The following is a 25,634-nucleotide window of genomic DNA, read 5'->3' as shown; positions in this document are numbered from 1 at the left end:
GGATTGACCAAGGACTACATTTCCGGGTCTGGGCCGGTCCCCGCGCTCAGGGAAGTGGACCTGCGGATCGGGCCGGGCGAATTCGTCGCGATCATGGGGCCGTCGGGGTCGGGGAAATCGACCCTGATGAACCTGCTGGGGCTGCTCGATACGCCGAGCGGCGGTCAGCTTCTGTTCGAAGGCCGGGACGTGTCGAAACTGGACGCGGACCACCGGGCGGAAATCCGCAGCAAGCGGATCGGCTTCGTCTTCCAGTCCTACAATCTGCTGCCCCGGCTGACGGCCTATGAAAATGTCGAGCTGCCGATGATTTATGCCGGGATCGACCGCATATCGCGCGAAAAGAGGGTCAGCGAGGCATTGTCAGCCGTCGGGTTGGGTCACCGGATGGGGCATTGGCCGGCGCAATTGTCGGGCGGCGAACAGCAGCGCGTGGCGATTGCCCGTTCGATGGTGTCCGACCCGGCGCTGGTGCTGGCGGATGAACCGACCGGCGCTCTCGACAGCGTGACAGGCGATGCGATCATGCAGCTGTTCGACCGGCTGAACGCCAAGGGGGTGTCCATCGTGCTGGTGACGCATGACCGGGGCATCGGGGCACAGGCGGGCAGGGTGCTGCGCCTTGCCGATGGCCGGATCACCGGCGACGGAACCCTGCCGGCCACCCGGGCCGAACCGCGCGAGGCGCCGCCGAAGAACGCGGGCTTTTTCAAGCACTGGACCTGGGACGAGAAAAAGCGATGACCTTCTCGGAAACCTTCAAGATCGCGATACGGTCGCTGATGGCGAACAAGCTGCGTTCGGCCCTGACCATGCTGGGTATCATCATCGGCGTGGCCTCGGTGGTGACGATGATCGCGGTCGGCGCCGGGGCCAGCAATCAGATCCAGGATCAGATCCGGTCGCTGGGGGCGAATGTCCTGATGATCAACCCAGAAGCGGCGCGGCGGGACGGGGTGCATCGGCAGGGTGCGTCGCAGCGGGCGCTGATCGACGCCGATGCCCGGGCGATCGAAGCGCAGCTTGCGACGGTGTCGCATTCCGTGTCCTCGGTCCGGCGGTCCTATCAGCTGATCGCCGGGAACCGGAACTGGTGGACCTCGGTGAACGGCACCCAGACGGGATATTTCGCCATTCGGGAATGGCCGCTGGAGGCGGGGCGCTCTTTTTCGGCGCAGGAACAGCAGGCCGGGGAAAAGATCATCCTGATCGGCCAGACGGTCGCGAAGCAGCTGTTCGGCAGCCCCGCCGCCGCGCTGGACAGGACCATCCGCATCCTGAATTCGAATTTCACGGTCATCGGGGTGCTGGCCGCCAAGGGGCCTTCGGGGTTCGGCAGCGATCAGGATGACGTCGTCTTCATGCCGCTGCAGACCCTGCGCCAACGGTTGTTGGGGGGCGCCAACCAGGTGAACCGCGACGCGGTGGATTACCTTCTGGCCAAGGCCGTTTCCGAAGACGCGATCGCACCGGCGCGCCACGAGATCACCGCGCTGCTGCGGGCGCGGCATGGACTGCGACCGGGCATGGAAGATGATTTCTCGGTCACGGTGCCCGCGGCGTCGATGGAGGCGCAGAATGCGTCGGCGCGGGTGTTCGCCTGGTTGCTGGCATCGATCGCATCGGTGTCGCTTGTGGTCGGCGGCATCAGCATCATGAACATCATGCTGGTGTCGGTCAGCGAACGGCGGCGCGAAATCGGGCTGCGGATGGCCCTGGGCGCGCGCAAGCGCCACGTGCTGCGCCAGTTCCTGATCGAGGCGGTGCTATTGTGCCTGTTCGGCGGGGTGATCGGGCTGCTGATCGGGCTTGGCGCGACGGTTCTGGTGGCGCATTTCGCGCAATGGCCGGTCTATCTGTCGCCGGGCACGATGGCGCTGTCGCTGCTGGTTTCGGCAGGGGTCGGGGTTTTCTTCGGCTATTACCCGGCCCGCCGCGCGGCATCGGAAGACCCGATCCAGTGTTTGCGCACGGAATGAAGCGATCGCATCGGGGGCTGGTTCGTTCCCGAAGCGCTGACGTAAAAAGAGGGCTCTTGCGAGCCCTCCTTCCGCCCTGCGCTATATAGCCGGGCGCCGTCCGCTGCGAGCTGCGATCAGCTCGGTGCGTTCGGCGTGCATTCGTTCTTCACGCCCTGGCCCGGAGGGCCACCGTAGTATTCGTTCGGGCCTTCTTCCTTGGCGGATTGGCTGAACAAGCTGCCGGGCGGGATGCAGGTCCCTTTCCGCCCGTTGGGATCACCGTTCCCGGTCTGGGTATATGCGTTTTCGTTGGGCACTCCGCCCTCGTCGGCGGACACCGCGAACGGCGCCAGCGCGAGAAGCGCGGCAACGGAAATAAGGCCTAACTTTTTCATAATAAATCTCCCTACAAAGCTCACTTACCGGTCCTCGGTGGACCCGAGTCACCAGTACGAAAAACCTACAGGAGTGGGGTGATTTGAAATCCCTCATTTGAGGCTCGTTTTCGGCCGGCGTATCGCTCGAATGAGCCATCAGATCGTACCAATTCGAGGGATGCGGGAATCGCCGCGCCGACTCAGTATCTGAAGTCTGTTCAGACACAGGAGGAGAAGATGAAAAAGACAATCGTACTGGCCCTGTCGGCGCTGATGGCGACGTCCAGCATGGGTTTCGCCTATTCGACCAACGCAAATGAAAATGCGGCCAATGGTCAGGAAAAGGCGATGGCTAACTGCCGCGCCGTGATCATCAAGCAGAACGCGAATGGGCAAACCGGCAGCGAAACCGGCAGCGAAAACGACTCCAAGCAGCTGCCGACGGCGGTGACCAACTGCGACAAGTTCTGGACCAACCTGCCGGACTGATCGCGCTCATCGGGGGAGCGGGACACCGCTCCCTTGACCCTCAGGCCGATCGGGCTTGTGTTGCACATCCACGCCGACGATGGCCGAGCCCGACGGTCGGCTGGCGTGCAATATTTCCGCCACTCACCGCGTCTTGCGATTGATCATCGCGATCAGTTCACCTTGCCTGTGGGTGCCGGTTTTCTGGAAGATCGCGCGCAGATGGCTGCGCACGGTCCAGATCGAAATGCACAGTTGCTTTGATACCTCTTTCAGGCTCAATCCCTGTACCAGCAGGTCCGCCAGGTCGGCCTCGGTGACCGTCAGGCCGAAATCCTTGCGCAGCCACTGCTTGCGCGTTTTCGTGCGCCCCTCCAGTTCCCGCAGGACCAGCATGAAACGGGCGCCGTCGATGGCCGCGCCCAGTTCGCGCGGCACCAGGAAGACGTCCACATGCAGGGTTCTTCCGTCGCTCAGCGTGGCCGAGACGGGGGCGGGCATCGGGACGGGATCATCGTCGTTGTAGTCTCGGCAGGCCTCGAGCATGGTTACGATCGTCTTGTCGATCCGCGCGTTTCCCGTCCAGATGCTGCCGCAGGACAGTTTCATGTCGATGTTATGGGCGCGATCGCAGAGCTTATTCGCATGGATCAGGTGCCCATCTTCATCCAGGGCGATGAGGGCATGACCTTCCTCCATGAAAACGAGGGGTATGCCCGAATGCGGCAAAACAGGGCCGTCCGAAGTCATAATCGACCTCCTCGACGGAAAGTTCGGCGATGGGACGTCGCACCAATCCATCTTCTCAACTGGTATAAAATTAGTGAATAGTTAACACGAAATGACTCGGTTTTGCAAAGGTTGGCTGGTCCCTGGCGGGGCTTATGAGCGGAAATTCTCTGCAACCTGACACAGAAACGCGCCGCCTGGCTGATACCGCGAAACACTGTTGGATCAACTACTTATAAGGGATGTCTGGGGATTGCGCAAAACCGGGGATTGCTCGACTGCCTGGCGCCAGGGCTCGCATCGGACCGCGTGATAGAGGCTTTGGTTCGCATCAGAAAATTGAGAACCTGACGTGCAGAGTGCACTCGACAACGCGGCAATTCCCCCCAATCGCCACAACGCCAAAGGGCCGCGCTTGCGCACGGCCCTTCGTCAATTTCCGTAGGGTGGGGTTTCACCCCACCGCGCGATCAGCCCAGCAGCTCTTTCACTTTCGCCGCCGCAGCCTCGGCGGTGATGCCGAATTTTTCGTACAGAACGCCCGCCGGGGCCGAAGCGCCGAAATCGGACATGCCGATGAACCCGGCCTTGGCTTCGCGGCCGCGTTCGCCCAGCAGCAACCGGTCCCAGCCGCCGATGCGCACGCCGGCCTCGATGCCCACGCGGACAGGGCCCGCGGGCAGAACGCGCTTGCGATAGGCTTCGTCCTGTTCGGCGAACAGTTCCATGCAGGGCATGGACACGACGCGGGTGCCGATGCCTTCGGCCTGCAGCAGATCGCGCGCGGCCAGGGCGATTTCCACTTCCGACCCGGTGGCGATCAGGATCGCCTGGCGCTTGCCTTCGGCCTCGGCCAGCACGTAACCGCCCTGGGCGGACAGGTTCTTGGTCGTGTGCTTGGTGCGCACGGTGGGCACGTTCTGGCGGGTCAGCGACAGAACCGACGGGGTTTCCGTGGAGGACAGCGCCAGTTCCCATGCTTCCGCCGTCTCGATCGTGTCGGCGGGGCGGAATACCATGGTGTTGGGCGTGGCGCGGCTGATGGCGACATGTTCCACCGGCTGGTGGGTCGGGCCGTCTTCGCCCAGGCCGATGCTGTCATGGGTCATCACGAAGACGGTGGGGATCTTCATCAGCGCGGCCAGACGCATCGCCGGGCGGGCGTAATCGGTGAAGGCCATGAAGGTGCCGCCATAGGGGCGGATACCGCCGTGCAGCGCCATGCCGTTCATCGCCGCCGCCATGCCGTGTTCGCGGATACCCCAGTGGATGTAGCGGCCCGAACGGTTGTCGATGTCGAACACGCCCATGTCGCCGGTCAGGGTGTTGTTCGATCCGGTCAGGTCGGCCGAGCCGCCGACGGTTTCGGGCATGATCGGGTTGATCACTTCCAGCACCATTTCGCTCGACTTGCGGGTGGCGACCTTGGGGGCCTCTTCGCTGATCTGCTTTTTCAGCGCGCGGATGGTGGCCGACAGGCGCTTGGGCACGCCGCGTTCGAAGACGCGGTTGAATTCTTGCTGCTTGCGGTCGGAAACCGAGGCAAGGCGGGCTTCCCATTCGGCCCGGTCGGCGGCGCCGCGCGATCCGATCGCTTCCCACTCTGCCTTCAGGTCGGCGGGGACTTCGAACGGCCCGTAGGTCCAGCCATAGGCGGCCTTGGCGTCGGCGATCAGTTTCTCGTCGGTCAGTGCGCCGTGACCCTTCGAAGTGTCCTGCGCCGACGATCCCAGTGCGATATGGGTCTTGCAGGCGATCATCGAGGGCTTGCCGGCCTTCTTGGCCGCGGTGATGGCTTCGTCGATGGCTTGCGGATCGTGGCCGTCGATTTCCTGCACGTGCCAGCCCGACGCCTTGAAGCGCTGCACCTGGTCGGTGCGGTCGGCCAGGTCGACGCTGCCGTCGATGGTGATGTTGTTATTGTCCCAGAACACGATCAGCTTGGACAGCTGGTGACGGCCCGCAAGGCCGATCGCTTCCTGGCTGACGCCTTCCATCAGGCAGCCGTCGCCGGCGATCACGTAAGTGTGGTGGTCGACCAGTTTCTTGCCGTAGCGCGCGCGCAGGATTTCTTCGGCCATGGCGAAGCCCACGGCGTTGGAAATGCCCTGGCCCAGCGGCCCGGTGGTGGTTTCCACGCCCGAGGCATGGCCGTATTCCGGGTGGCCTGCGGTTTTCGACCCCCACTGGCGGAAATTGCGGATTTCCTCCAGCGTGATGTCTTCGTTGCCGGTCAGGTAGAGCAGCGAATAAAGCAGCATCGACCCGTGGCCCGCCGACAGGATGAACCGGTCGCGGTCCGGCCAGTAGGGCGCGGCGGCGTCGAATTTCAGGTGCTTTTCGAACAAGACGGTGGCGACATCGGCCATGCCCATCGGCATGCCGGAATGGCCCGAATTGGCCGCATGGACCGCATCCAGCGTCAGGGCGCGGATCGCGGCCGCCTTGGACCAGTGTTCGGGGTTCGCAGTGCGCAGTGCAGAAATATCCACGGGAGACGTCCTTTGATCTGGCTTTGTTGGCGCTGCTCATAACAGCCCTTGGCTGAAGATCAAGCACTAGGGTAGGGTAGGGCTTCCCTTGGGGGGCGCATTTTGCCATCCCATTGGGTAAACTTTGGGCGAAGACCCGCCATTTTGATTCGCAGACGCGCATCTTGCGAGCGGGCCGCTAAGAACAGAGGGCAGAGGCGAATGAGCGAGATCAGCGAATTAGAGCGCCGCATCACCGCCGCGATGGATCGCATCGCAAAGGGCGTCGAAGGCTTGGGTGCGGCAAAGGACGTGGCCGAACCCGATGCGGATGCGTCGGGCGAGGTGGCCGGGCTGCAGCAGGCGCTTGAGGACGAAAAGCTGGCCAACGCGCAGCTGGAAGAGCGGCTGAAAGCGCTGCGCGCCAAGCTGGACAAGCAAGAGGCCGAGGCCGAATTGCAGATCAACGAATTGAAGCAGGCGATGGCCGCGATGGAGGCCGCGCAGGTGCAGCTGAAAGCGACCAGCGAGGAGTTGCGCGGCGCCAGCGAGACGCTGCGCGAGGGCGCGGAAGGTGCAGCCGATGCCGCGCTGCAGGCCGAGCTCGAGGCGCTGAAGGCCGAACGGGCGGCGGAAGCGGCCGAGACGGCGGCGATCGCGGCGGCGCTGGACACCCTGATCGAAACGGCTGACGAGAAGGAGAGCGCCTGATGCCCGAAGTTGAAATCAATATCGGCGGCCGGTCCTTCGAAGTCGCCTGCCAGGAAGGCGAGGAACAGTTCCTGCAGTCCGCTGCCGCGATGCTGGATGCCGAAGCCTCGGTTCTGACGCAGCAGATCGGGCGGCTGCCCGAGGCGCGGATGCTGCTGATGGCCGGGCTGATGCTGGCGGATAAGACCGCCGGGGTCGAAGATCGCATCAGCACGCTGGAAGCGGAACTGGCCGAAAAGGACGCCGAACTGGCCCGTCTGCGCAACGCGCCCGCGCCCGAGGCCGAAAAGGTCGAGGTGCCGGTGATCCCGCAGATTGTGACCGACACGCTGGCCGAAATCGCCGCCCAAGCCGAGGCACTAGCCGATGCGGTCGAGGAAAAGGCCGGGGCCTAGCCCCGGTCTGCGCGCCGCCTGCGCGGGTGCGCCTGCCGGTGGATCTGCACCAGGTGCCCCAGCCGCAGCACCAGCAGCAGCGCCACCGCCACCGCCGCCAGCAGCCCCAGCATGTCGCTGATCATCGGCCACAGCGTATCGAACTGATCCATCGCCCCGGCGCCCAGCCCGATATAGATCGCCACCCAGACGGTTTCGCCGCTCAGGCTGGCCAGTGAAAACCGGTGCCAGCGCATCCGCGCGGCCCCGGCGGCGTAATTCACGTAAGGCCCCAGCGGGCTGAGCAGCCAGCGTGACAGGAACACCGCGATATTGCCGCGCTCGCGGGTCAGCGCGGTGGCGCGGGCCAGCGCCAGCGCCTGTTTGCCGCCGCGCCGTTCCAGCCGTTGCAGCACGCCCGAGCCGCCCCGGCCCAGCAGGAAGCCGATCTGATCGCCCAGCACCGCGCCGATCAGCGCGGCCAGGATGGTCAGCCCCAAGGACAGGTCCCCGGCGGCGGCAAAGCCGCCCGCCGCCATCATGAACAGCGACGCCGGAACCGGCAGCGCCAGGCAGCTCAACAGCGTGACCAGCCCCAGGAAGGGCGCGCCGTAATCGGGCAGCAGCTCAAGCAGGGTTTCGGTCATGGCCGGCCCTTGCTCAGCGCGGCGGTCAGTTCGGCGATCAGGTCTTCGACCGGGCGGCCCTGATCGCGCGCGATGTCTTCCAGCGATTTGCGGTGCAGCTTGTCGGGATCGCCAATCAGCAGGGCGATGGATTCGGGCGGCTTGTGCCAGGCATGGGCGATGAAGCCCACGGTCATCCACGGTTCCAGATCGGGCCGCGCGCTGCGCTGATCATGCCAGTAGACCCAATGCACCATGAAACGGGCGGCGAAGAACAGCGCCACGGCCAGCGCCAGCGCCAGCAGCGCCAGCGTGGGTTTGTGATGATCCCACAGAATCCGAAGGGGCGCGGGTCTTTTCATCGCCGCGCCCCCCGGAATTCGCGGCAAAGGTTGTCGCCCCTTGCCGTCATTGTCTTAAGCGTTCGCTTCGCGGATCTTCTCCGCCGCGTCCTTGTCGTAGCCGACGCCGTTGTCGTCGAACAGCGTGTCCAGCTCGCCCGACAGGGTCATTTCGGTGATGATGTCGCAGCCGCCGACGAATTCGCCCTTCACGTAAAGCTGCGGGATGGTCGGCCAGTCGGAATATTCCTTGATGCCCTGGCGGATTTCATCGTCGGCCAGAACGTTCACGTCGGTGTAATCGACGCCCATGTAGTTCAGAACGCCGGCCACGCGCTGCGAGAATCCGCATTGCGGCATGTCCTTGGTGCCTTTCATATAAAGCACCACGTCGTTCGATTTCACGGTTTCGTCGATGCGGGTTTGTGCGTCGCTCATCTGCGTTTCCTTTTTCTTGCCCTTACATATCATCCCAAGGGCGGATTTTCTTCTGTCTGGCGATGCGCTCGTCATGTTCGGCGCGTTTGGCTCGGCTGTGGCGGTGACGCTGGTTTTCAGCCTCTTCTTCCATACGCCTTTCGGCCAGACCTGCTATTTCTCGCGTACATAGACACGTTGCGGAGCTGGGGGTGTTGCACTGACCGTCAAGGCGGAAGGCTGCATTGCGCTCAAGGGCCTATGTTTTCCTTTTTTCGCGCGCAGCTCCAACCAGATGCCAAAGCAAAGCAGGGCGATCAACCCAAGGGCTATGATCGCCCCCCAGCTCACTCCGGCGCCTTGGTGGTCAGCGCCAAGGCGTGCAACTCGCCATTCGCCCCGTCCATCTTGCCCTTCAGCGCGGCATAGACGGCGCGCTGCTGCTGCACCCGGTTCATGCCGCGGAAGCTTTCATCCACCACCATTGCGGACATGTGCTTGCCGTCGCTGCCTTCGACAGCGATCTGGGCATTGGGGAACGCTGCGCGGAGCAGGTCTTCGAGCTCCTGTGCATAGACAGCCATTGGGGTCTCCTTAAAGTGTTTTCACCGTGAAATTAAGGTGGGTTAGGGGCCGGTGCAAGAGAGTGCGGACACGCAAGGCGGAAAAGATGCGCGTATCACGTATCTTAGTTCATTCCGGCACGGCGGCGAACAAATTCGCAGAGTTCCTTTTGGTGAAATTAAACATATGGCGCCAGCGATTGCAGGTAGCGCGGAACCGCGGCCAGCGCGTCCTGGACCTCCGGCTCTTCGAAATCGTGGACCGATGTCGGGGCCTCGGGGCACATCGCTTCCATCAGGGCGCGGCCCTGCGCCGCCCGTTCCGCCGGGATCGCCAGCGCTTGCGCCTGTTTCAACAGCAAGAGCGCCTCGTGAATCGGCCGCAGAACCCGCAGCGCATAGGCCATGTGCCAGATCAGGTCGGGATCGTCGCGCCAGGTTTCGCCGGGGAACAGCTCCTGCGTGATGCGCTGCCCGGCACCGGCGCAGGAATAGGCGACGCAGCCGCCAAAGCCCTTTTGTTTCAGGTCCTTGTGGATGGTGCAGCGGAAATCCTGCCCGAGGTTGGGGCAGGGGGTGTCGGCCTCCTTCAGGAGGGCGAAATCCTCATCCGCGTCAAATGGATAAGCCACGCAGCACAGGGCGGCGCAGGCCTGGCAATCCGCTTCGAGCGAGGGAAGCGGCACGGCCATCCCCGCCGTCATGCGGCCCCGATCCGCCCGCCGCCGCTTGGCGGCCGGGCTGCTGTGTTCCGCGTGGGCATGTGTCGCGCTCCTGTCTGTCCTGCCCTGATCTAGGGCGGCGCGTGGAGCGAGGCAAGAGGCGCGGTTCAGGCCCCCGGGGCTATTTGAAAAAGAAGGTGATATGGGTGCGCTGGTCTTCGAGCCAATAGACGGTGTTGCCGGTATCCTCGCGGCGGGTGGTGTCATAGGCCATTTCGCTGAACAGGGAGCAGTCATGCGGGCCGGTGCAGCGGTATTCGCGGATGGTCGCGCCGCTGTCCCACAGGAAGCTTCGCGGCCCGAGACAGATATACTGCCCCTTGACCGGGAAATTGCCGCCGCCATAGCCGATGGTGGCGACTTGGGCCTCGCCATCCATCGGCACCTCCGGGTCCAGGCAGAGGCTGAGATCGATGATGCCGGCGCTGTCGCGCTGCCGGATCAGCGCGTCGCGTTGGGCGATGGCATTTGCGGCGATGGTGCGGGCCTTGGTCAGCAGCCGGTCGATTTCCTGCAACCGCCAGCTCAGATCGACGCGCAGGTCGGCCTGATCGCGGGTCATCGCCGCTTCCAGCGCGTCGGCGGCCTTGATCCGCGCGCCGATGCCGCTGAGTTCGTGATCCATCATCGCCTGGATTTCCGGCGGCATGACGGGGCGCAGCAGGGTCTGGATGTCCCAGTGCTGGGCCCAGTCATAGATCTGCCCGGCGGTGTCGCGGACGGTGGCGCGGGGCACCGCCACGATCGATCCGTCGTCAATCCGCATCAGGATCGCGTTCTTGTCGGCAAGGGCGCTTTGCGCCTGGCGCTGCTCGTCCAGCAGATGCGCTTCGAGCGCGACCATCGACTCGTACATGTCATTGAGATCGGCGATCTCGTCAGCGGCCACCGGCGCGGGGGCGATCCCCAGCCAGACCGGTCCCGCGACCGCCAGGATACGGGCGGTCGCTGCAAGTTTTCCAAACATCTTTGTCTCTCCCCTCAAGCCCGCCGGGCCGCAGCGGCCCGGTTTTACTCAAGCGTGGAGAGGCGTTGCGATGCCTGCCATGATCTCAATCAAAAGCAGCACCGAAGCTCGAGCGATAAACCCCGGCGAGTTCCGCCAGCGGGGCCTCGGCGTCGCCCAGCTTCACCGTGTCGCCGTGGAACTTGCCGACGGTCTTGATGGTGACGCCGGCCTTGCCCGCTTCGGTCATCAGCGCTTCGGCCTGGTCGAAGTTGCAGGCGATCAGGTACCGCGCCTGGTCCTCGCCAAACAGCTGCGCCATGTCGGTCTCGTCGATGGTGACACCGACGCCCGCGGCTTCGGCCATTTCGAACGCCGCCAGCGCCAGACCGCCATCGGACAGGTCGGTGCAGGCCTTGATCAGCGCGTGATTTGCGCGGATGAAATCGCCGTTGCGCTTCTCGGCGGCCAGATCGACATGCGGCGCGTCGCCGTCCTGACGGTTGAATACCTCGGCCAGCAGGGCCGACTGCCCCAGATGGCCGGTCGTTTCGCCGAGCAGCAGCGCCACGTGACCGTCGCGCGCGGTGTCCAGGATCGCCTCTTCCGGCGTCTTGATCAGGCCCACGGCGCAGATCGTCGGCGTCGGCAGGATCGCCGAGCCGTCGGTTTCGTTATAAAGCGACACGTTGCCCGACACGATGGGCGTGTCCAGCGCCGCCACCGCTTCGCCGATGCCCTGGATCGCGCCGACGAACTGGCCCATGATTTCGGGCTTTTCGGGATTGCCGAAGTTCAGGTTGTCGGTGGTGGCCAGCGGCGTCGCGCCGACGGCGGTCAGGTTGCGATAGGCTTCGGCCACCGCCTGCTTGCCGCCCTCGACCGGGTTGGCCTTGACGTAGCGCGGGGTGACGTCCGAGGTGAAGGCGACCGATTTGTCGGTGCCGTGGATGCGCACGATGCCGGCGCCCAGACCCGGGGTGCGCAGCGTGTCGGCCATCACCATGGTGTCGTATTGTTCATAGACCCATTGCTTGGCGGCATAGTTGGGCGAGGAAATCAGCGCCTTTAGACCGTCGATGGCGTCGACCGCGGGCACATCGGCCAGCGGCTCTGCCGCCGGGGTCGGCTGCCAGGGGCGGTCGTATTCCGGCGCGCTGGAGCTCAGCCGCGACAGCGGCAGGTCGGCTTTCACCTCGTCGCCATGCAGGATCAGGAAACGGTCCTCGGGGATGGTTTCGCCGACGATGGCGAAATCCAGGTCCCACTTGTCGAACACCGCGCGCGCCTCGGCTTCCTTTTCCGGGCGCAGCACCATCAGCATGCGTTCCTGGCTTTCGCTTAGCATCATCTCATAGGCGGTCATCGCGACTTCGCGCTGCGGCACGTCGTCAAGCTGCAGCTTGATGCCCAGCTGGCCCTTGTCGCCCATTTCGACCGCGGAACAGGTCAGGCCCGCCGCGCCCATGTCCTGGATCGAAATCACCGCGCCGGTCTGCATCAGCTCCAGCGTCGCCTCCATCAGTCGCTTTTCGGTGAACGGGTCGCCGACCTGAACGGTGGGGCGCTTTTCCTCGATGGTTTCGTCGAATTCAGCCGACGCCATGGTGGCGCCGCCGACGCCGTCGCGCCCGGTCTTGGCGCCCAGGTACACCACCGGCATGCCGACGCCCGAGGCCGCCGAGTAGAAGATCTTGTCGGTATCGATCAGGCCGGCAGCAAAGGCGTTGACCAGGCAGTTGCCGTTATAGGCGGGGTCGAAACGGACCTCGCCGCCCACGGTGGGGACGCCGAAACAGTTGCCGTAACCGCCGATGCCCTCGACCACGCCATGCACCAGCTGCTTGGTCTTGGGGTGACCGACCTCGCCGAAGCTCAGCGAATTCATCGCCGCGATCGGGCGCGCGCCCATGGTGAAGACGTCGCGCAGGATGCCGCCCACGCCGGTCGCGGCGCCCTGGTAGGGTTCGATGTAGGACGGGTGGTTGTGGCTTTCCATCTTGAACACGATGGCCTGGCCGTCGCCGATATCGACGATGCCGGCGTTTTCGCCGGGGCCGCAGATCACTTGCGAGCCTTCCGTCGGCAGGGTGCGCAGCCATTTCTTCGACGACTTATAGGAACAGTGTTCGTTCCACATCGCCGAAAAGATCCCCAGCTCGGTGAAGTTCGGGTCACGGTTCAGGATCTGGAGGATCGTGGCATATTCATCGGGGCTGATCCCGTGAGCTTCGATCAGGTCCGGCGTGATGGCTGGGTCTTGCATGTCAGGTCTCTCTGCGAGGGCGCTTGTTGCGCGTTCTTTACGCCATGAGAACGCGCGGGGAAAGGGGGCAGAATGCCCGGCAGTATAAAGCGGCGGCCGCGACAATCTTTAATAAAACGCCGACGGTCTTCTTCTTGGTCCAAATACTCCGGGGGAGTCGTGGCTTGCCACGACGGGGGCAGCGCCCCCTGATCCGCTTCGCGCGGCACGCGCGAAGCTCCCCCTGCGCGCCGCAGGCGCACAATAAGGTCACCCATCAAGATGGGCTGCTTTTCAGGATTGAGGGGGCAGGGCGGCGGCGGACGAATCCCGCCGCGAAGTCTAGCGGCGAAAAAAAAGGCCGAGCACTAAGCTCGGCCAAAGTCCAACAGGGAGGTATGAAGATGATGCTAAAAGCTTCAGCATCACCGTCGAAAGCTCAAATAGGCATCAGAAATGAATCGATCAAGCTCCATCTTGCCGCAGGTGCAGCATGGCTGCTATGCGATCAACGCATAGCTGTCTTGATAAATCAGATAAGAGCCTGATTTTTCATCTGTTTGCGATAGGCGATGATTTCGTCCTGGACGAAATCGCGGAAGGCAAAAATCCGCTTCGAGTGCCGCAATTCTTCCGGATAGGCCAGGAAGACCGGCACCTCGACCGATTGCACGTCCGGCAGGATGCGGACCAGGTCGGGGAAATCGTACAGCAGGTAATTCGGCAGCACGCCGATTCCCAGATCGTTGATCACCGCCTGCAGCACGCCGAAATAGTTGTTCACCGTCAGCATCGATTTGACGTCATAGGTCATCAGGTGCTGCACCAGGTTGGCGCCGGCGCCGACCTGGGCCGAATGCGGGTTCTGGCTGATCAGCCGGTGACCGGCGATATCCTCGATGGTTTCGGGGGTGCCGTTTTTTTCCAGATAGGCGCGCGATGCGTAAAGCAGCATGCGCACCGACATCAGCCGCTTGCGGATCAGGTCGGCCTGGCTGGGCTCCTTCATGCGGATCGCCACGTCGGCTTCGCGCATCGGCAGGTCCAGCACCCGTTCTTCCAACATCAGGTCGATGTTCAGGTCGGGATATTTTTCGTACAATTTGGGCAGGCGCGGCGCCAGCCACAGCGACCCGAAGCCGATCGTGGTGGTGACCCGCAGCTGGCCGAACACTTCTTCTTCGCTGTCGCGGATGCGCGCTTCGGCCGCTTCCAGCCGCTTGGCCATGGCGCGGGTCGCGTCGAACAGCAATTCGCCCTGTTCGGTGAGAATCAGTCCGCGGGCGTGACGGTGGAAAAGGGTGGTGTTCAGGCTTTCTTCCAGCGCGCGCACCTGCCGGCTGACCGCCGATTGCGACAGATGCAGAACGTCGCCCGCATGAGTCAGGCTGCCGGCATCGGCCACGGCGTGAAAGATTCTTAGTTTATCCCAGTCCATTTCCACAACTTTCAGATTCGTCGGGCCCACATACACGAAACAGTTTGTACGTTAAGGGGTCTGGAGCACTATCTGTACAGAAAAGTAAAAATTTTTCCTTGGTAGGTCAAACTTTATGACCTAATATTGCTCTATATTCGAGCAATGCATGCCGTGTGGGGAGGACGCCGCAATGACACGCCAGAAGGTATCTCTGACCGATCGTTTCGATCTGGAAAAATCGCCAATTCTACTGAACGGGACGCAGGCGCTGGTGCGCCTGATGCTGACCCAGAAAGCCCGCGACAAGGCGGCGGGGCTGAACACCGCCGGTTACGTGACGGGCTATCGCGGATCGCCGCTCGGCGCGGTCGATCTGCAGATGTCGCGCGCCGCAAAACAGCTGACTGAGTCCGATATCCGCTTCCAGGAAGGGCTGAACGAAGACCTGGCCGCCACCGCGCTGTGGGGCGCGCAGCAGGCCGAGCTGCGCGGCGAGGGCAAGTTCGACGGCGTCTTCGGGCTCTGGTACGGCAAGGGGCCGGGGGTGGACCGCACCGGCGACGTTATGCGCCACGCCAATATGGCGGGTACGTCTAAAAACGGCGGCGTGCTGATGGCGATGGGCGACGACCATACCGGCGAATCCTCCACCGTTCTGCACCAATCCGAATGGGCGATGGTCGATGCATACATGCCGGTGGTCAGCCCGGCGGGGGTTCAGGAAATCCTCGATTACGGCATCTACGGCATCGCGCTGAGCCGGTTTTCCGGTCTTTGGGTCGGTCTGAAGACGATGAAGGACACGATCGAGGCCACGGCGGTCGTCGATGGCCGCATCGACCGGATGAACCTGGTCATTCCCGAATTCGACATGCCCGCGGGCGGGCTGAACATCCGGCTGATCGACAATCCGACCGAACAGGAAGCGCGGATGATCGATTACAAGCGCTTCGCCGCCGAGGCGTTTTCCCACGCCAACAAGATGGACAAGCGGATGTGGGGCAAGCCGGGGGCGAAGATCGGCTTCGTCGCGGCGGGCAAGAACTGGCTCGACCTCGTGCATGCGCTGGAACTGCTGAACATCGACGAGGCCGAAGCGGAACGCCTCGGGCTCACCACCTACAAGGTCGGGCAGACCTTCCCGCTGGACATGAAGGGCTTCCACGACTGGGCCGAAGGGCTGGACCTGATCGTGGTGGTCGAGGAAAAGCGCAAGCTGATCGAGGTGCAGGTCAAGGAAGCGATCTTCGACGACCGCCGCGGGCGGCGCGTCTGGGGCTGGCACATGGGCGGCGGCGCCGGGTCGATGCACGGGCCGGAACTGTTCCAGACCAAGGGTGCGCTGGACCCGATCATGATCGCCGAACGTCTGGGCAAGATCCTGATCGACGAAGGCCGCGGCACCGACGGGATCAAGGCCGGGCTGGCGGCGCTCGAAGAAGTGCGCCGCAACGACAATGCCGAAGAAATCGCATCGCGGCTGCCGTATTTCTGTTCCGGCTGCCCGCATAACAGTTCCACCAAGATCCCCGAAGGCAGCCGCGCCTATGCCGGGATCGGCTGTCACTACATGGTGCAGTGGATGGACCGCGACACGCTGGGCTTCACCCATATGGGCGGCGAGGGCGCGAACTGGATCGGCGAGGCGCCGTTTTCCAACCGCGACCACGTGTTCCAGAACCTGGGCGACGGCACCTATAACCATTCCGGGGTGCAGGCGATCCGCGCCGCTTTGGCCGCCGGCACCAACATCACCTACAAGATTCTCTATAACGACGCCGTCGCGATGACCGGCGGGCAGAAGAACGAAGGCGGGCTGAACGCCTACCGCATCGTCGACGAGATCAAGGCGATGGGCGTCAAGCATATCGCCGTCGTCTATGACGAAAAGGAAGAGGTCGACCTGAACGCCTTCCCGTCCGGAGTGGAAAAATACGAACGTGCCGACCTGATGAAAGCGCAGAAGAAACTGCGTGAAATCAAGGGTGTGACGGCCATCGTTTACATCCAGACCTGTGCCGCGGAAAAACGCCGCCGGCGCAAGCGCGGGCTGTTCCCGGACCCGGATCGCCGGGTGTTCATCAACACGGACGTCTGCGAAGGCTGCGGCGATTGCGGGGTGCAATCGAACTGCGTGTCGATCGTGCCGGTGGAAACCGAACTGGGCCGCAAGCGCGCTATCGACCAATCGAGCTGCAACAAGGATTTCAGCTGCCTCAACGGGTTCTGCCCCAGCTTCGTCACCGTCGAAGGGGCGCAGCTGAAGAAGGCCGAAACCGCGCAGCTGGACCTGCCGCACCTGCCGCAACCGGAAATCCCCGGCATCGACGGCACCTATAACGTGGTGATCACCGGGGTCGGCGGCACCGGCGTGGTGACCATCGGCGCGGTTCTGGCGCAGGCGGCGCAGATCGACGGCAAGGGCGCGGGCATGATGGAAATGGCGGGGCTCGCCCAGAAGGGCGGCGCGGTGCATATCCATTGCCGGATCGCGGAAAAACCCGACGATATCAGCGCAGTACGGGTCGCAACGGGCGAAGCCGACGCGCTGATCGGCGGCGACTTGGTGGTGTCGGCGGGGGCGAAAACCCTGGGCCTGACCCGCAGCGGCAAGACCGGCGCGGTGGTCAACAGCCACGAAATCATCACCGGCGATTTCACCCGCAACACCGAATTCCATCTGCCCTCGGACCGGTTGGAGCTGCAGTTGCAGGCACGCCTGCAGGACAAGGTGATCCTGTTCGACGCCTCGGAACTGGCGCGGGTCACGCTTGGCGACTCGATCTTTTCCAACATGATGATCTTCGGCGCGGCCTGGCAGCGCGGTTTGGTGCCGCTGAGCCACGAGGCGCTGATCGAGGCGATCACGCTGAACGGCGCTGCGGTGGAACGCAACCTGCGCGCCTTCGAAATCGGCCGCTGGGCGGCGCTGCACCCGGAAGAGGCGGCATCGCTGCTGAGCCCGAAAGTGGTCGAAAAACCGCTGAGCCTGCAGGAGAAAATCGATTTCCGCGCCGACAAGCTGATCGATTATCAGGGCAAGCGCCTGGCCAAGAAATACCGCAAGCTGGTCGACAAGTTCGACGACCCGCGGATGAAGGAAGCGGTGGCGAAGGGCTATCACAAGCTGTTGTCCTACAAGGACGAATACGAAGTGGCGCGGCTGCTGCTGGATACCCGCGCCAAGGCCGAGGCGGAATTCGACGGCGATTTCAAAATGAAATTCCACATGTCTCCGCCGATCCTGTCCAAGATGGGCGCGAACGGACGGCCCGAGAAACGCGAATTTGGCCCGGGCATGATGCGCGGCTTCCGTATACTGGCGAAGATGAAGGGGCTGCGCGGCACGCCGTTTGACCCGTTCGGGCGCACCGCGGAGCGGCAGATGGAACGCGCACTGATCAAGCAGTACGAGGCCGACATGGCCGATCTGGCGGGCAAACTGTCGCCGGAGGTCATGGACGCCGCCGTCGCGCTGGCCGAACTGCCGCTGAAAATCCGCGGCTTCGGCCCGGTCAAGGCCGAGAGCGAGGCGAAGGCGGCGAAACAGCGCGAGGCGCTGCTGGACCAGATCGCCAACCCCAAGGCAGCGATGGCCACGGCGGCGGAATGAACCCATCGGTCCCGGGCGGTTTGATGCCGCCCGGGGCCAATCGGCGGTTTGCCTCTATTCAGAAAGCGTGGGATTTCCTAATCAGGCGGTGATTCTATCTGAAGACGATCCCGCCATGGCTTCGAAACACCAAATCGCGCGCGACATCAGTTATGCCCATTCGGCGCAAAGCCGGGGCGGGCGCGTGATGATCCGGGCGATGGAAAACGTCACCGGGCGGATAGGTTTGATCAAACGCGCGCGGGGCTATGACCTCGACGTCGCGAATGGCGGCGATTTCTGGCAGGTGATGGTGGATCGCTATGGGCTGACGCTCGAGGTGGTGGGCGGATCGCTGTCCAACATCCCCACGACCGGCCCGCTGATCCTGATCGCCAACCATCCCTACGGCATCCTCGACGGGCTGATGATGGGCCATATCCTGGCGCGCACCCGCGGCGATTTCCGCATCCTGGCGCATCAGGTGTTCCGCAAGGCGCCCGACCTGAACCGGGCGATCCTGCCGGTTTCCTTCGACGAAACGAAAGAGGCGCTGCAGCTGAACCTGCAAACCCGCAAGAACTGCCTGAGCTATCTGGGGCAGGGCGGTGCGGTCGGGGTGTTCCCCGGCGGCACGGTGTCGACCGGCGCCACGCCCTTTGCCCGTCCGATGGACCCGGGTTGGCGCAATTTCACCGCGCGGATGGTGGCGAAATCGGACGCTGCCGTGGTGCCGGTCTATTTCGACGGTCATACCAGCCGCTTGTTCCAGATCGCCAGTCACCTGCACAGCACCCTGCGCATGGGGCTTTTGATCAAAGAATTCAGGCGGCGGATCGATACCCCGGTGCGGGTCGTGATCGGCCAACCCATTGACCGCAAAGAGATCAGCGCGCGGCAAACCGATGCGAAAGCATTGATGGATTTCCTGCGCAAAGCGACGTATGAGCTTTCCCCAACACCGCTCAAAACCCTCTCCTACGGGTATGAGTTCGAAGAGAAACACCGCGCATAAGCGCAAATCGGGTGGCAGACAGATGGCAGTAGGCATTTTCGACAGTGGTCTGGGTGGATTGACGGTACTGGACGCGGTGGTCAAGCGGCTGCCCGACGTGCCGATCGTCTATTTCGGGGACAACGCCAACGCGCCTTACGGGGTGCGCGACGCGGATGACGTATACAACCTGACCACCGCGGCGGTGCAACGGATGTGGGATGCGGGCTGCGACCTGGTGATCCTGGCCTGTAACACCGCAAGCGCCGCCGCCCTGCGCCGGATGCAGGAAAGCTGGATCCCGCCCAACAAGCGGGTTCTGGGTGTCTTCGTGCCGCTGATCGAAGCGCTGACCGAACGCAGCTGGGGTGACAACAGCCCGCCGCGCGAGGTCGAGGTGAAACACGTGGCGCTGTTCGCCACCCCCGCCACCGTCGCCAGCCGCGCGTTCCAGCGCGAACTGGCCTTCCGCGCCATCGGCGTGGATGTCGAGGCGCAGGCCTGCGGCGGCGTGGTCGACGCGATCGAAGAGGGCGACCTGATCCTGGCCGAGGCGCTGGTGCGCAGCCATGTCGACGCGCTGAAGCGCAAGATGCCCCATCCCGAGGCCGCGATCCTGGGCTGCACCCATTACCCGCTGATGCAGGACGTGTTCCAGGATGCCCTGGGGGCCGATGTGAAGGTCTATTCGCAGGCCAACCTGGTGGCGGAAAGCCTGGCAGATTACCTCGAACGTCATCCATCCATGATTGGTTCGGGCACGGAATCGATGTTCCTGACCACCGGCGATCCGCGCAAGGTGTCGGACCGGGCCACGCAGTTCCTGCGCCGCAAGATCACCTTCCAGGCCGCCTGAGGGGAATCGGCCGGGACCGGCATTGCTGACAAAAGGTAGCAGTCCGGGGGACTTGCGCTGAGGCTTATCAATGCTAACTACTGCATGTATGATTGGGGAACCGGGGGCGGTTTCAAAGGCCGGTCCGAAGACCAAGGGGTGAGGAGCAAGCGCATGAAGGGCTTGAAGAAAAAGCGTCGTATTCAGGTGATCGTGGTGGCCGTGTTCGCGCTGGCGCTGTCGACCGGGCTGATCGGCTATGCGATGCGCGACGGGATCAATTTCTTCCGCTCGCCGAGCCAGGTCATGGCAGAACCGCCGGGCCCGTCGGAAACCTTCCGCATCGGCGGGCTGGTCGAAGAAGGCACCCTGAAGCGCGGCGAAGGCGAAACGGTCAGCTTCAGCGTCACCGATGGCGGCGCCACCGTGCCGGTGGTCTTCACCGGTATCCTGCCCGACCTGTTCGCGGAAAACCAAGGCATGATCGGCACCGGGAAATATGTGAACGGTGTCTTCGAAGCCTCTGAAATTCTTGCCAAACATGACGAAAGCTATATGCCCAAGGAAGTCATGGACGCGCTGAAGGAACAGGGCGTCTACCAGGACCCCAACAGCTGATCCTGAGCGCGGGCCGTTTGCCGGCGCTTAACCCATTCGCCCCAGCCTGATCCGGCAACGGACAGAGCTGGGGTTTTTCATGTTGGATGTCAGGCAGATCGCGCGAACGATCGTGGCGCGCGAAGGCGGGTTCGTGGACGATCCCGCCGATCCGGGTGGGGCGACCAATCACGGCGTCACCCTTCACACGATGCGCCGCCTGAGGCTGGACCTGGATGGTGACGGCGACGTGGATGCGGCGGATGTGCGGGCGCTCGGGCGGGACCGGGCGGTTGAGATTTTCCTGACCGATTATTTCCGGAAACCGGGGATCGACCGCTTGCCCGAGGTTTTGCAGCCCTCCGTCTTCGACATGTATGTGAACGCGGGCGCCAATGCGGTGAAAATCCTGCAGCGGCTGCTGCGCCAGATGGGCCACGACATCGCGGTCGACGGGGTGATCGGGCCGCAAACGGCGGGCGCGGCGCAGGCGGCAGCGATGGCGGCGTCGGATCACCTTGCCGATGCCTATGGCATCGCGCGGCGCAATTATTACTTCCGGCTGGCCGATGCCCGCCCGGCCAGCCGCAAATACGCCCGCACCCGGGCGGGCGGCAAGGGCGGCTGGATCAAACGGGCCGAGGACTTCATCGCGCCGCGCTACCGGCTGAGCGACGCGGAGTTTAGCGCGAGGGTGGCGAAATGGGATTGATGGCAAGCCTGTTCGAGGTGCTGTTCGGTCCGGGGCAACAGGAATTGCGCCGGACGGTGGAGCTGTTTCGCGAAAATGCCGAGGCCCGGGCGGTGCGCGCGGCGCAGGCGCGCGGTGCCGCGCTGCGCCAGTTCGGGGCGGAGTTCCAACTGCCGCAGCGCGGCCGCTTCGACCGGCTGATGGATGCGGTGAACCGGCTGCCGCGGCCGGGGCTGGCGCTTGGCACGTTGGGGCTGTTCGCGGCGGCGATGGCCGACCCGGAATGGTTCGCGGCGCGGATGCAGGGGCTGGCGTTGGTGCCCGAACCTCTGTGGTGGCTGCTGGGGGCGATCGTGTCGTTCTATTTCGGCGCGCGGCATCAGGCCAAGGGGCAGGAATTCCAGGCGCGCCTGTCCGAAACCCTGGCCCGGGCGCCGCAGGGGCAGGCGGGCAGGACGCTTGAGCGGATGGAACCGGCGGCCGATACCGGCCACGACGCGGCGCTGGCGCTGGAGGCGATCACCCCGGAACGCAATCCCGCGCTGGAGGACTGGCGCGAGGCGCGCTAGCGTTTCTTGACACGAAAAACGCCGCGAAATCCGCGCCGGATTTCGCCCCTGTCAACCGACCCCGCGACAATGTGATCGGCGGGGCGGTGCGAATCCCATTGGCCCATCATATTCAAAGCTCTATAACCGGGCCATGATTACAGAACTCGGCCACTTCGCCCTCGTCCTCGCTTTCCTCGTCGCCTGCGTGCAGGCGGTGGTTCCCTTGATCGGCGCGCATAAACGCTGGCCCGGCTGGATGGCCGTGGCCGAACCGGCGGCCAATGCGCAGTTCCTGCTGACCGCCTTTTCCTTCGCGGCGCTGACCTATGCCTTCGTCACCTCGGATTTCTCGCTGAAACTGGTGGTGGAGAATTCCCATTCGATGAAGCCGATGCTGTACAAAGTGTCCGGCGTCTGGGGCAACCACGAAGGATCGATGCTGCTTTGGGTGCTGATCCTGACCCTGTTCGGCGCCACCGCAGCCTGGTTCGGCGGGGCGCTGCCGCCGACGCTGAAGGCGCGGGTGCTGGCGGTGCAATCGGCGATTTCGGTGGCCTTCTTCGCCTTCATCCTGTTCACCTCGAACCCGTTCCTGCGCCTGGCGGTGCCGCCGTTTGACGGCAAGGACCTCAATCCGCTGCTGCAGGACCCCGGTTTGGCCTTCCACCCGCCGTTCCTGTATCTGGGCTATGTCGGGCTTTCGATGGCGTTCTCCTTCGCCGTCGCGGCGCTGATCGAGGGCCGTGTCGATGCCGCCTGGGCCCGTTGGGTGCGGCCCTGGACGCTGGCGGCCTGGGTTTTCCTGACCATCGGCATCGGGCTGGGGTCCTGGTGGGCTTATTACGAACTGGGCTGGGGCGGGTTCTGGTTCTGGGACCCGGTCGAAAACGCCTCCTTCATGCCCTGGCTGATCGCCGCCGCCCTGTTGCATTCGGCCATCGTGGTGGAAAAGCGCGAAAGCCTGAAAAGCTGGACCATCCTGCTGGCGATCATGGCCTTCGGCTTTTCGCTGATCGGCACGTTCATCGTGCGCTCGGGCGTGATCACCTCGGTGCACGCCTTCGCCAACGATCCCGAACGCGGCGTATTCATCCTGTTCATCCTCGCCTTCTTCATGGGCGGCGCGCTGATGCTGTATGCCGCGCGGGCCAGCGCGATGGAGGCCAAGGGCATCTTCGGCATGGTCAGCCGCGAAAGCGGGCTGGTGCTGAACAATATCCTGCTGGCGGTCGCCGCCTTCGTCGTCTTCATCGGCACGATCTGGCCGCTGGTGGCCGAAATCGCCTTCGCCCGTAAACTGTCGGTCGGCGCACCGTTCTTCAACATGGCCTTCACCCCCTTCATGGTGGTGCTGGGGCTGGTGCTGCCGGTGGGCGCGATGCTGCCGTGGAAACGGGCCTCGCTCAGCCGGACCTTCAAGAAGCTGCTGCCGGTCTTCGTGCTGGCGCTGGCGATCGGCGGGCTGGCCTGGGCGGTGCAGTCGGGCCGGTCGCTGCTGGGGCCGGTGGGGATGTTCCTCGGCTCCTGGCTGGTCTTCGGATCGGCGGTTGACCTGTGGACCCGTACCGGCAGTGCCGGCTTCAAGCGGCTGATGCGGCTGCCGCGCGCCGATTGGGGGAAATCGGTGGCCCATGCCGGGCTTGGCGTGACCATGCTGGGGATTTCCGGGCTGATGGCCTGGGAACAGGAAGACATCCTGGTGGCGCAGACCGGCGAACCGTTCGACATCGCGGGCTACACCCTGGTGTTGGACAAGGTCGAACGGGTGCAGGGGCCGAACTATTTCTCGACCATGGGCACGTTCAGCCTGTCGAAGGACGGCAAGGCGATTTCCACCCTGCATCCGGAAAAGCGCACCTATCCGGTGGCCAAGATGCCGACCACCGAGGCGGCGATCGACAACGGGTTCCTGCGCGACATCTACGTGGTGATCGGCGATCCGCAGACCGATGGCGGCTGGGCCGTACGCAGCTATTACAAGCCGCTGGCGAACTGGATCTGGGGCGGATCGATCCTGATGGCGATCGGCGGGATGCTGAGCCTGTCCGACCGGCGTTACCGCGTCGCCGCCGGCGCGCGCAAGAGAACCGCCGCGATCGGGGTGCCCGCCGAATGAAACGCCTGATCCTTGCCCTGATCCTTGTCGCCGCCCCGGTCTGGGCGGTGCAGCCCGATGAAATCCTCGACGATCCGGCGTTGGAAGCGCGCGCGCGGGAGATTTCCAAGAACCTGCGCTGCCTGGTCTGCCGCAACGAAAACATCGACGATTCCAACGCCGAACTGGCCCGCGACCTGCGCCTGCTGGTGCGTGAACGGCTGGTGGCGGGCGACAGCAACGAAGAGGCGGTGGCCTATATCGTCGACCGCTACGGCGAATACGTGTTGCTGAACCCCACCGCGCGCGGCGCCAACTGGATGCTTTGGGCGGCCGGGCCGATCATGCTGATCGCCGGGTTGGGGCTTGGGCTGGTCTATCTGCGCCGCCGCGGCTCCGCGCCGGAACAGAAGGTCGAGGCGTTGAGCGACGAGGAAAAGGCGCGGCTGGCCGAAATTATGGACGACTGACGCCGGGTTGGGGTTTTAGCCTACCGCGCGGTCGGTTATATTCCGGCCAACAGAGGAGGCGACCCCAGTGTACGAAACCATCACCCTTGCCATCGAGAACGATATCGCGGTTCTGACCCTGAACCGCGCCGACAAGATGAATGCGCTCAACACCCGGATGCGGGCCGAGATCGCCGATGCCGCCCGGGAAGCCGCCAAATCGGCGCGGGTGCTGGTGATCACCGGCGCGGGCCGGGCGTTCTGTTCCGGCCAGGACCTGAGCGACCGGGCCAACGCCGCCAACCTGGACCTGGAACGCACCCTGCGCGACGAATACGCGCCGATGCTGAAAGCGATCTACGATTGCCCGATCCCGACCATCTGCGCCGTGAACGGCCCGGCGGCGGGGGCAGGGGCCAACCTGGCGCTGGCCGCCGACGTGGTGATCGCGTCGGAGAGCGCCTATTTCATGCAGGCCTTCACCCGGATCGGGTTGATCCCCGACGCCGGCGGCACCTATTGGATGACCCGCAACATGGGCATGGCCAAGGCGATGGGCGCGGCGCTGTTCGCAGACAAGATCAGCGCGCGCCAGGCCGACGACTGGGGCATGATCTGGGAAGCGGTGCCGGACGCCGAATTCGAAGCGGTGTGGAAATCCCGCGCCGCGCATCTGGCGGCGGGTCCGACGATGGCATACGCCCATGTCAAGGAAGCGATCCGCGGCAGCTGGGACAACACGCTGGAACAGCAGCTGGATGTCGAGGGCCGCAAACAGGGCGCCTGCGGTCAGAGCCGCGATTTCAAGGAAGGCGTTCTGGCCTTCACCGAAAAGCGCAAGCCGCAATTCGAGGGGCGCTGAGGGCGCATCCGGTCAGGTTCCGCGCAGTCGAAGCGGGGCGGTGAAATGAAACACGGCTTCCCATCATACGATGGGAAGCCGTGCGTTTTTCTAGATATGCGGACGGGCTTACGCGGCCAGTTCCGGATGCAGGTAACGTTCCAGTCCCGCGCGGCAGTCATCCGGCCAGGGATGCGATTTGTGATCCTTGGTCGAGGTCATCACGATGAGCTGTTCGATGGTCCAGATCACTTCGCCGTCGACGGTCACCACGGTGTAGAGATCAAGCGACGCCCGGCCGATCTTGCGCACATGCACGTTGAATTCCAGCGTGTCGCCATAGACGGCGGGTTTCTTGAATTCGATGTTCATCTTGACGCTGGGCAGGCCTAGGTGGCGTTCGAACATCAGTTCCTTCCACGGCACCCCGAACGAGGCGAACATCGCCTCGTTCACGTCGACGAGCATGGAAAGATAGGCGGGGTGATAGGCGATCCCGGTGAGGTCGCAATCGCCGAACCGCATCGGCTTGGATATCGTGAAAGGCATGTCCGGTCCTTTTTGTTGGCTCCGATCGGAGAGGTTGATCTGTTGCATATAGTTTATGCTTAAAGGTAT

General features: G+C 63.8%; 26 protein-coding genes. 14 read left to right on the top strand and 12 right to left on the bottom strand.

What is annotated here, in order from left to right; all coding sequences use genetic code 11:
• Positions 1-3 precede the first annotated feature (3 nt).
• Both GR167_RS02155 and GR167_RS02150 read left to right on the top strand, forming a co-directional pair.
• Positions 4-744: an ABC transporter ATP-binding protein gene (locus GR167_RS02155; RefSeq protein WP_235915823.1), complete on the top strand. Its 741-nt coding sequence runs from the start codon at positions 4-6 to the stop codon at positions 742-744.
• The gene (locus GR167_RS02150; RefSeq protein WP_160971807.1) at positions 741-1,979 is read left to right on the top strand and encodes an ABC transporter permease; all 1,239 of its coding nucleotides are present in this window, start codon (positions 741-743) and stop codon (positions 1,977-1,979) included. The genes GR167_RS02155 and GR167_RS02150 overlap by 4 nt, the downstream gene beginning before the upstream one ends.
• Positions 1,980-2,095: 116 nt before the next feature.
• Here GR167_RS02150 and GR167_RS02145 read toward each other — a convergent pair whose 3' ends face one another.
• Complete coding sequence (locus GR167_RS02145) at positions 2,096-2,356, bottom strand: hypothetical protein (RefSeq protein WP_160971806.1); 261 nt, start codon at positions 2,354-2,356, stop codon at positions 2,096-2,098.
• Between the two features lie 219 nt (positions 2,357-2,575).
• On the opposite strand from GR167_RS02145, the gene GR167_RS02140 reads away from it, so the two are divergent.
• Positions 2,576-2,827, top strand: coding sequence for a hypothetical protein (locus GR167_RS02140; protein ID WP_160971805.1), 252 nt, complete (start codon positions 2,576-2,578; stop codon positions 2,825-2,827).
• Between the two features lie 123 nt (positions 2,828-2,950).
• On the opposite strand, the gene GR167_RS02135 is transcribed toward GR167_RS02140, so the two are convergent.
• Positions 2,951-3,556, bottom strand: a complete 606-nt coding sequence (locus GR167_RS02135) for a helix-turn-helix transcriptional regulator (RefSeq protein ID WP_160971804.1) — start codon at positions 3,554-3,556, stop codon at positions 2,951-2,953.
• A 449-nt stretch (positions 3,557-4,005) separates the two neighbouring features.
• The gene (gene tkt, locus GR167_RS02130) at positions 4,006-6,027 is read right to left on the bottom strand and encodes a transketolase (RefSeq protein ID WP_160971803.1); all 2,022 of its coding nucleotides are present in this window, start codon (positions 6,025-6,027) and stop codon (positions 4,006-4,008) included.
• Between the two features lie 201 nt (positions 6,028-6,228).
• On the opposite strand from tkt, the gene GR167_RS02125 reads away from it, so the two are divergent.
• The gene (locus tag GR167_RS02125; protein WP_160971802.1) at positions 6,229-6,717 is read left to right on the top strand and encodes a hypothetical protein; all 489 of its coding nucleotides are present in this window, start codon (positions 6,229-6,231) and stop codon (positions 6,715-6,717) included.
• The gene (locus tag GR167_RS02120) at positions 6,717-7,112 is read left to right on the top strand and encodes a cell division protein ZapA (protein ID WP_160971801.1); all 396 of its coding nucleotides are present in this window, start codon (positions 6,717-6,719) and stop codon (positions 7,110-7,112) included. The genes GR167_RS02125 and GR167_RS02120 overlap by 1 nt, the downstream gene beginning before the upstream one ends.
• Here GR167_RS02120 and GR167_RS02115 read toward each other — a convergent pair.
• From GR167_RS02115 to GR167_RS02080, 8 genes are all read right to left on the bottom strand, one after another.
• Positions 7,109-7,738, bottom strand: a complete 630-nt coding sequence (locus GR167_RS02115; protein WP_160971800.1) for a DedA family protein — start codon at positions 7,736-7,738, stop codon at positions 7,109-7,111. The two genes, GR167_RS02120 and GR167_RS02115, sit on opposite strands and share 4 nt — an antisense overlap.
• Complete coding sequence (locus tag GR167_RS02110; protein ID WP_160971799.1) at positions 7,735-8,079, bottom strand: hypothetical protein; 345 nt, start codon at positions 8,077-8,079, stop codon at positions 7,735-7,737. Before GR167_RS02110 ends, GR167_RS02115 begins: the two co-directional genes overlap by 4 nt.
• Before the next feature lie 54 nt (positions 8,080-8,133).
• Complete coding sequence (gene grxD / locus GR167_RS02105) at positions 8,134-8,496, bottom strand: Grx4 family monothiol glutaredoxin (protein ID WP_160971798.1); 363 nt, start codon at positions 8,494-8,496, stop codon at positions 8,134-8,136.
• Positions 8,497-8,822: 326 nt separating this feature from the next.
• Positions 8,823-9,059 (bottom strand): BolA/IbaG family iron-sulfur metabolism protein, encoded by a 237-nt coding sequence (locus GR167_RS02100; protein ID WP_160971797.1) that lies wholly within the window; start codon positions 9,057-9,059, stop codon positions 8,823-8,825.
• Between the two features lie 158 nt (positions 9,060-9,217).
• A complete protein-coding gene (locus GR167_RS02095; RefSeq protein WP_212769809.1) occupies positions 9,218-9,730 on the bottom strand; it encodes a hypothetical protein in 513 nt (170 codons plus the stop codon).
• A 151-nt stretch (positions 9,731-9,881) separates the two neighbouring features.
• Complete coding sequence (locus GR167_RS02090) at positions 9,882-10,727, bottom strand: hypothetical protein (RefSeq protein WP_160971796.1); 846 nt, start codon at positions 10,725-10,727, stop codon at positions 9,882-9,884.
• 85 nt (positions 10,728-10,812) lie between these two features.
• Positions 10,813-12,972, bottom strand: coding sequence for a phosphoribosylformylglycinamidine synthase subunit PurL (gene purL, locus GR167_RS02085; protein WP_160971795.1), 2,160 nt, complete (start codon positions 12,970-12,972; stop codon positions 10,813-10,815).
• A 511-nt stretch (positions 12,973-13,483) separates the two neighbouring features.
• Entirely contained in the window at positions 13,484-14,389 is a 906-nt protein-coding gene (locus tag GR167_RS02080) for a LysR family transcriptional regulator (RefSeq protein WP_160971794.1), read from the bottom strand.
• Between the two features lie 148 nt (positions 14,390-14,537).
• Here GR167_RS02080 and GR167_RS02075 point away from each other — a divergent pair, with 148 nt between their 5' ends.
• The 9 genes from GR167_RS02075 (at position 14,538) to GR167_RS02035 (ending at position 25,037) form a co-directional block, all read left to right on the top strand.
• Entirely contained in the window at positions 14,538-17,984 is a 3,447-nt protein-coding gene (locus GR167_RS02075) for an indolepyruvate ferredoxin oxidoreductase family protein (RefSeq protein ID WP_160971793.1), read from the top strand.
• A 115-nt stretch (positions 17,985-18,099) separates the two neighbouring features.
• A complete protein-coding gene (locus GR167_RS02070) occupies positions 18,100-18,978 on the top strand; it encodes a lysophospholipid acyltransferase family protein (RefSeq protein ID WP_160971792.1) in 879 nt (292 codons plus the stop codon).
• A 22-nt stretch (positions 18,979-19,000) separates the two neighbouring features.
• Positions 19,001-19,813, top strand: a complete 813-nt coding sequence (gene murI / locus GR167_RS02065; protein WP_160971791.1) for a glutamate racemase — start codon at positions 19,001-19,003, stop codon at positions 19,811-19,813.
• A 153-nt stretch (positions 19,814-19,966) separates the two neighbouring features.
• Complete coding sequence (ccmE, locus tag GR167_RS02060; RefSeq protein WP_160971790.1) at positions 19,967-20,410, top strand: cytochrome c maturation protein CcmE; 444 nt, start codon at positions 19,967-19,969, stop codon at positions 20,408-20,410.
• A 79-nt stretch (positions 20,411-20,489) separates the two neighbouring features.
• On the top strand, positions 20,490-21,101 hold the full coding sequence (locus tag GR167_RS02055) for a holin-associated N-acetylmuramidase (RefSeq protein ID WP_160971789.1): 612 nt from the start codon (positions 20,490-20,492) through the stop codon (positions 21,099-21,101).
• Positions 21,092-21,649, top strand: coding sequence for a holin family protein (locus GR167_RS02050; RefSeq protein WP_160971788.1), 558 nt, complete (start codon positions 21,092-21,094; stop codon positions 21,647-21,649). The genes GR167_RS02055 and GR167_RS02050 overlap by 10 nt, the downstream gene beginning before the upstream one ends.
• A 133-nt stretch (positions 21,650-21,782) precedes the next feature.
• Positions 21,783-23,747, top strand: a complete 1,965-nt coding sequence (locus GR167_RS02045; RefSeq protein WP_160971787.1) for a heme lyase CcmF/NrfE family subunit — start codon at positions 21,783-21,785, stop codon at positions 23,745-23,747.
• Positions 23,744-24,196: a cytochrome c-type biogenesis protein gene (locus GR167_RS02040; RefSeq protein WP_160971786.1), complete on the top strand. Its 453-nt coding sequence runs from the start codon at positions 23,744-23,746 to the stop codon at positions 24,194-24,196. The genes GR167_RS02045 and GR167_RS02040 overlap by 4 nt, the downstream gene beginning before the upstream one ends.
• Positions 24,197-24,263: 67 nt before the next feature.
• The gene (locus tag GR167_RS02035; protein WP_370741228.1) at positions 24,264-25,037 is read left to right on the top strand and encodes an enoyl-CoA hydratase-related protein; all 774 of its coding nucleotides are present in this window, start codon (positions 24,264-24,266) and stop codon (positions 25,035-25,037) included.
• A gap of 108 nt (positions 25,038-25,145) precedes the next feature.
• Here the strand turns inward: GR167_RS02035 and GR167_RS02030 are convergent, their stop codons facing one another.
• Complete coding sequence (locus tag GR167_RS02030; RefSeq protein ID WP_160971785.1) at positions 25,146-25,565, bottom strand: acyl-CoA thioesterase; 420 nt, start codon at positions 25,563-25,565, stop codon at positions 25,146-25,148.
• Positions 25,566-25,634: the final 69 nt, after the last annotated feature.

The sequence above is a fragment of the Thalassovita mangrovi genome, assembly GCF_009857745.1.
GTDB lineage: Bacteria > Pseudomonadota > Alphaproteobacteria > Rhodobacterales > Rhodobacteraceae > Thalassobius > Thalassobius mangrovi.
This window is presented reverse-complemented; position numbering and strand designations above follow the sequence as displayed.

What these genes read in the sequence shown, in the direction of transcription:
- GR167_RS02150 (WP_160971807.1), top strand. Translation starts at nt 741, where the DNA reads ATGACCTTCTCGGAAACCTTCAAGATCGCGATACGGTCGCTGATGGCG.
- GR167_RS02145 (WP_160971806.1), bottom strand. Translation starts at nt 2,356, where the DNA reads ATGAAAAAGTTAGGCCTTATTTCCGTTGCCGCGCTTCTCGCGCTGGCG.
- GR167_RS02140 (WP_160971805.1), top strand. Translation starts at nt 2,576, where the DNA reads ATGAAAAAGACAATCGTACTGGCCCTGTCGGCGCTGATGGCGACGTCC.
- GR167_RS02135 (WP_160971804.1), bottom strand. Translation starts at nt 3,556, where the DNA reads ATGACTTCGGACGGCCCTGTTTTGCCGCATTCGGGCATACCCCTCGTT.
- GR167_RS02125 (WP_160971802.1), top strand. Translation starts at nt 6,229, where the DNA reads ATGAGCGAGATCAGCGAATTAGAGCGCCGCATCACCGCCGCGATGGAT.
- GR167_RS02120 (WP_160971801.1), top strand. Translation starts at nt 6,717, where the DNA reads ATGCCCGAAGTTGAAATCAATATCGGCGGCCGGTCCTTCGAAGTCGCC.
- GR167_RS02115 (WP_160971800.1), bottom strand. Translation starts at nt 7,738, where the DNA reads ATGACCGAAACCCTGCTTGAGCTGCTGCCCGATTACGGCGCGCCCTTC.
- GR167_RS02110 (WP_160971799.1), bottom strand. Translation starts at nt 8,079, where the DNA reads ATGAAAAGACCCGCGCCCCTTCGGATTCTGTGGGATCATCACAAACCC.
- grxD (WP_160971798.1), bottom strand. Translation starts at nt 8,496, where the DNA reads ATGAGCGACGCACAAACCCGCATCGACGAAACCGTGAAATCGAACGAC.
- GR167_RS02100 (WP_160971797.1), bottom strand. Translation starts at nt 9,059, where the DNA reads ATGGCTGTCTATGCACAGGAGCTCGAAGACCTGCTCCGCGCAGCGTTC.
- GR167_RS02095 (WP_212769809.1), bottom strand. Translation starts at nt 9,730, where the DNA reads ATGGCCGTGCCGCTTCCCTCGCTCGAAGCGGATTGCCAGGCCTGCGCC.
- GR167_RS02090 (WP_160971796.1), bottom strand. Translation starts at nt 10,727, where the DNA reads ATGTTTGGAAAACTTGCAGCGACCGCCCGTATCCTGGCGGTCGCGGGA.
- purL (WP_160971795.1), bottom strand. Translation starts at nt 12,972, where the DNA reads ATGCAAGACCCAGCCATCACGCCGGACCTGATCGAAGCTCACGGGATC.
- GR167_RS02080 (WP_160971794.1), bottom strand. Translation starts at nt 14,389, where the DNA reads ATGGACTGGGATAAACTAAGAATCTTTCACGCCGTGGCCGATGCCGGC.
- GR167_RS02075 (WP_160971793.1), top strand. Translation starts at nt 14,538, where the DNA reads ATGCCGTGTGGGGAGGACGCCGCAATGACACGCCAGAAGGTATCTCTG.
- GR167_RS02070 (WP_160971792.1), top strand. Translation starts at nt 18,100, where the DNA reads ATGGCTTCGAAACACCAAATCGCGCGCGACATCAGTTATGCCCATTCG.
- murI (WP_160971791.1), top strand. Translation starts at nt 19,001, where the DNA reads ATGGCAGTAGGCATTTTCGACAGTGGTCTGGGTGGATTGACGGTACTG.
- ccmE (WP_160971790.1), top strand. Translation starts at nt 19,967, where the DNA reads ATGAAGGGCTTGAAGAAAAAGCGTCGTATTCAGGTGATCGTGGTGGCC.
- GR167_RS02055 (WP_160971789.1), top strand. Translation starts at nt 20,490, where the DNA reads ATGTTGGATGTCAGGCAGATCGCGCGAACGATCGTGGCGCGCGAAGGC.
- GR167_RS02050 (WP_160971788.1), top strand. Translation starts at nt 21,092, where the DNA reads ATGGGATTGATGGCAAGCCTGTTCGAGGTGCTGTTCGGTCCGGGGCAA.
- GR167_RS02045 (WP_160971787.1), top strand. Translation starts at nt 21,783, where the DNA reads ATGATTACAGAACTCGGCCACTTCGCCCTCGTCCTCGCTTTCCTCGTC.
- GR167_RS02040 (WP_160971786.1), top strand. Translation starts at nt 23,744, where the DNA reads ATGAAACGCCTGATCCTTGCCCTGATCCTTGTCGCCGCCCCGGTCTGG.
- GR167_RS02030 (WP_160971785.1), bottom strand. Translation starts at nt 25,565, where the DNA reads ATGCCTTTCACGATATCCAAGCCGATGCGGTTCGGCGATTGCGACCTC.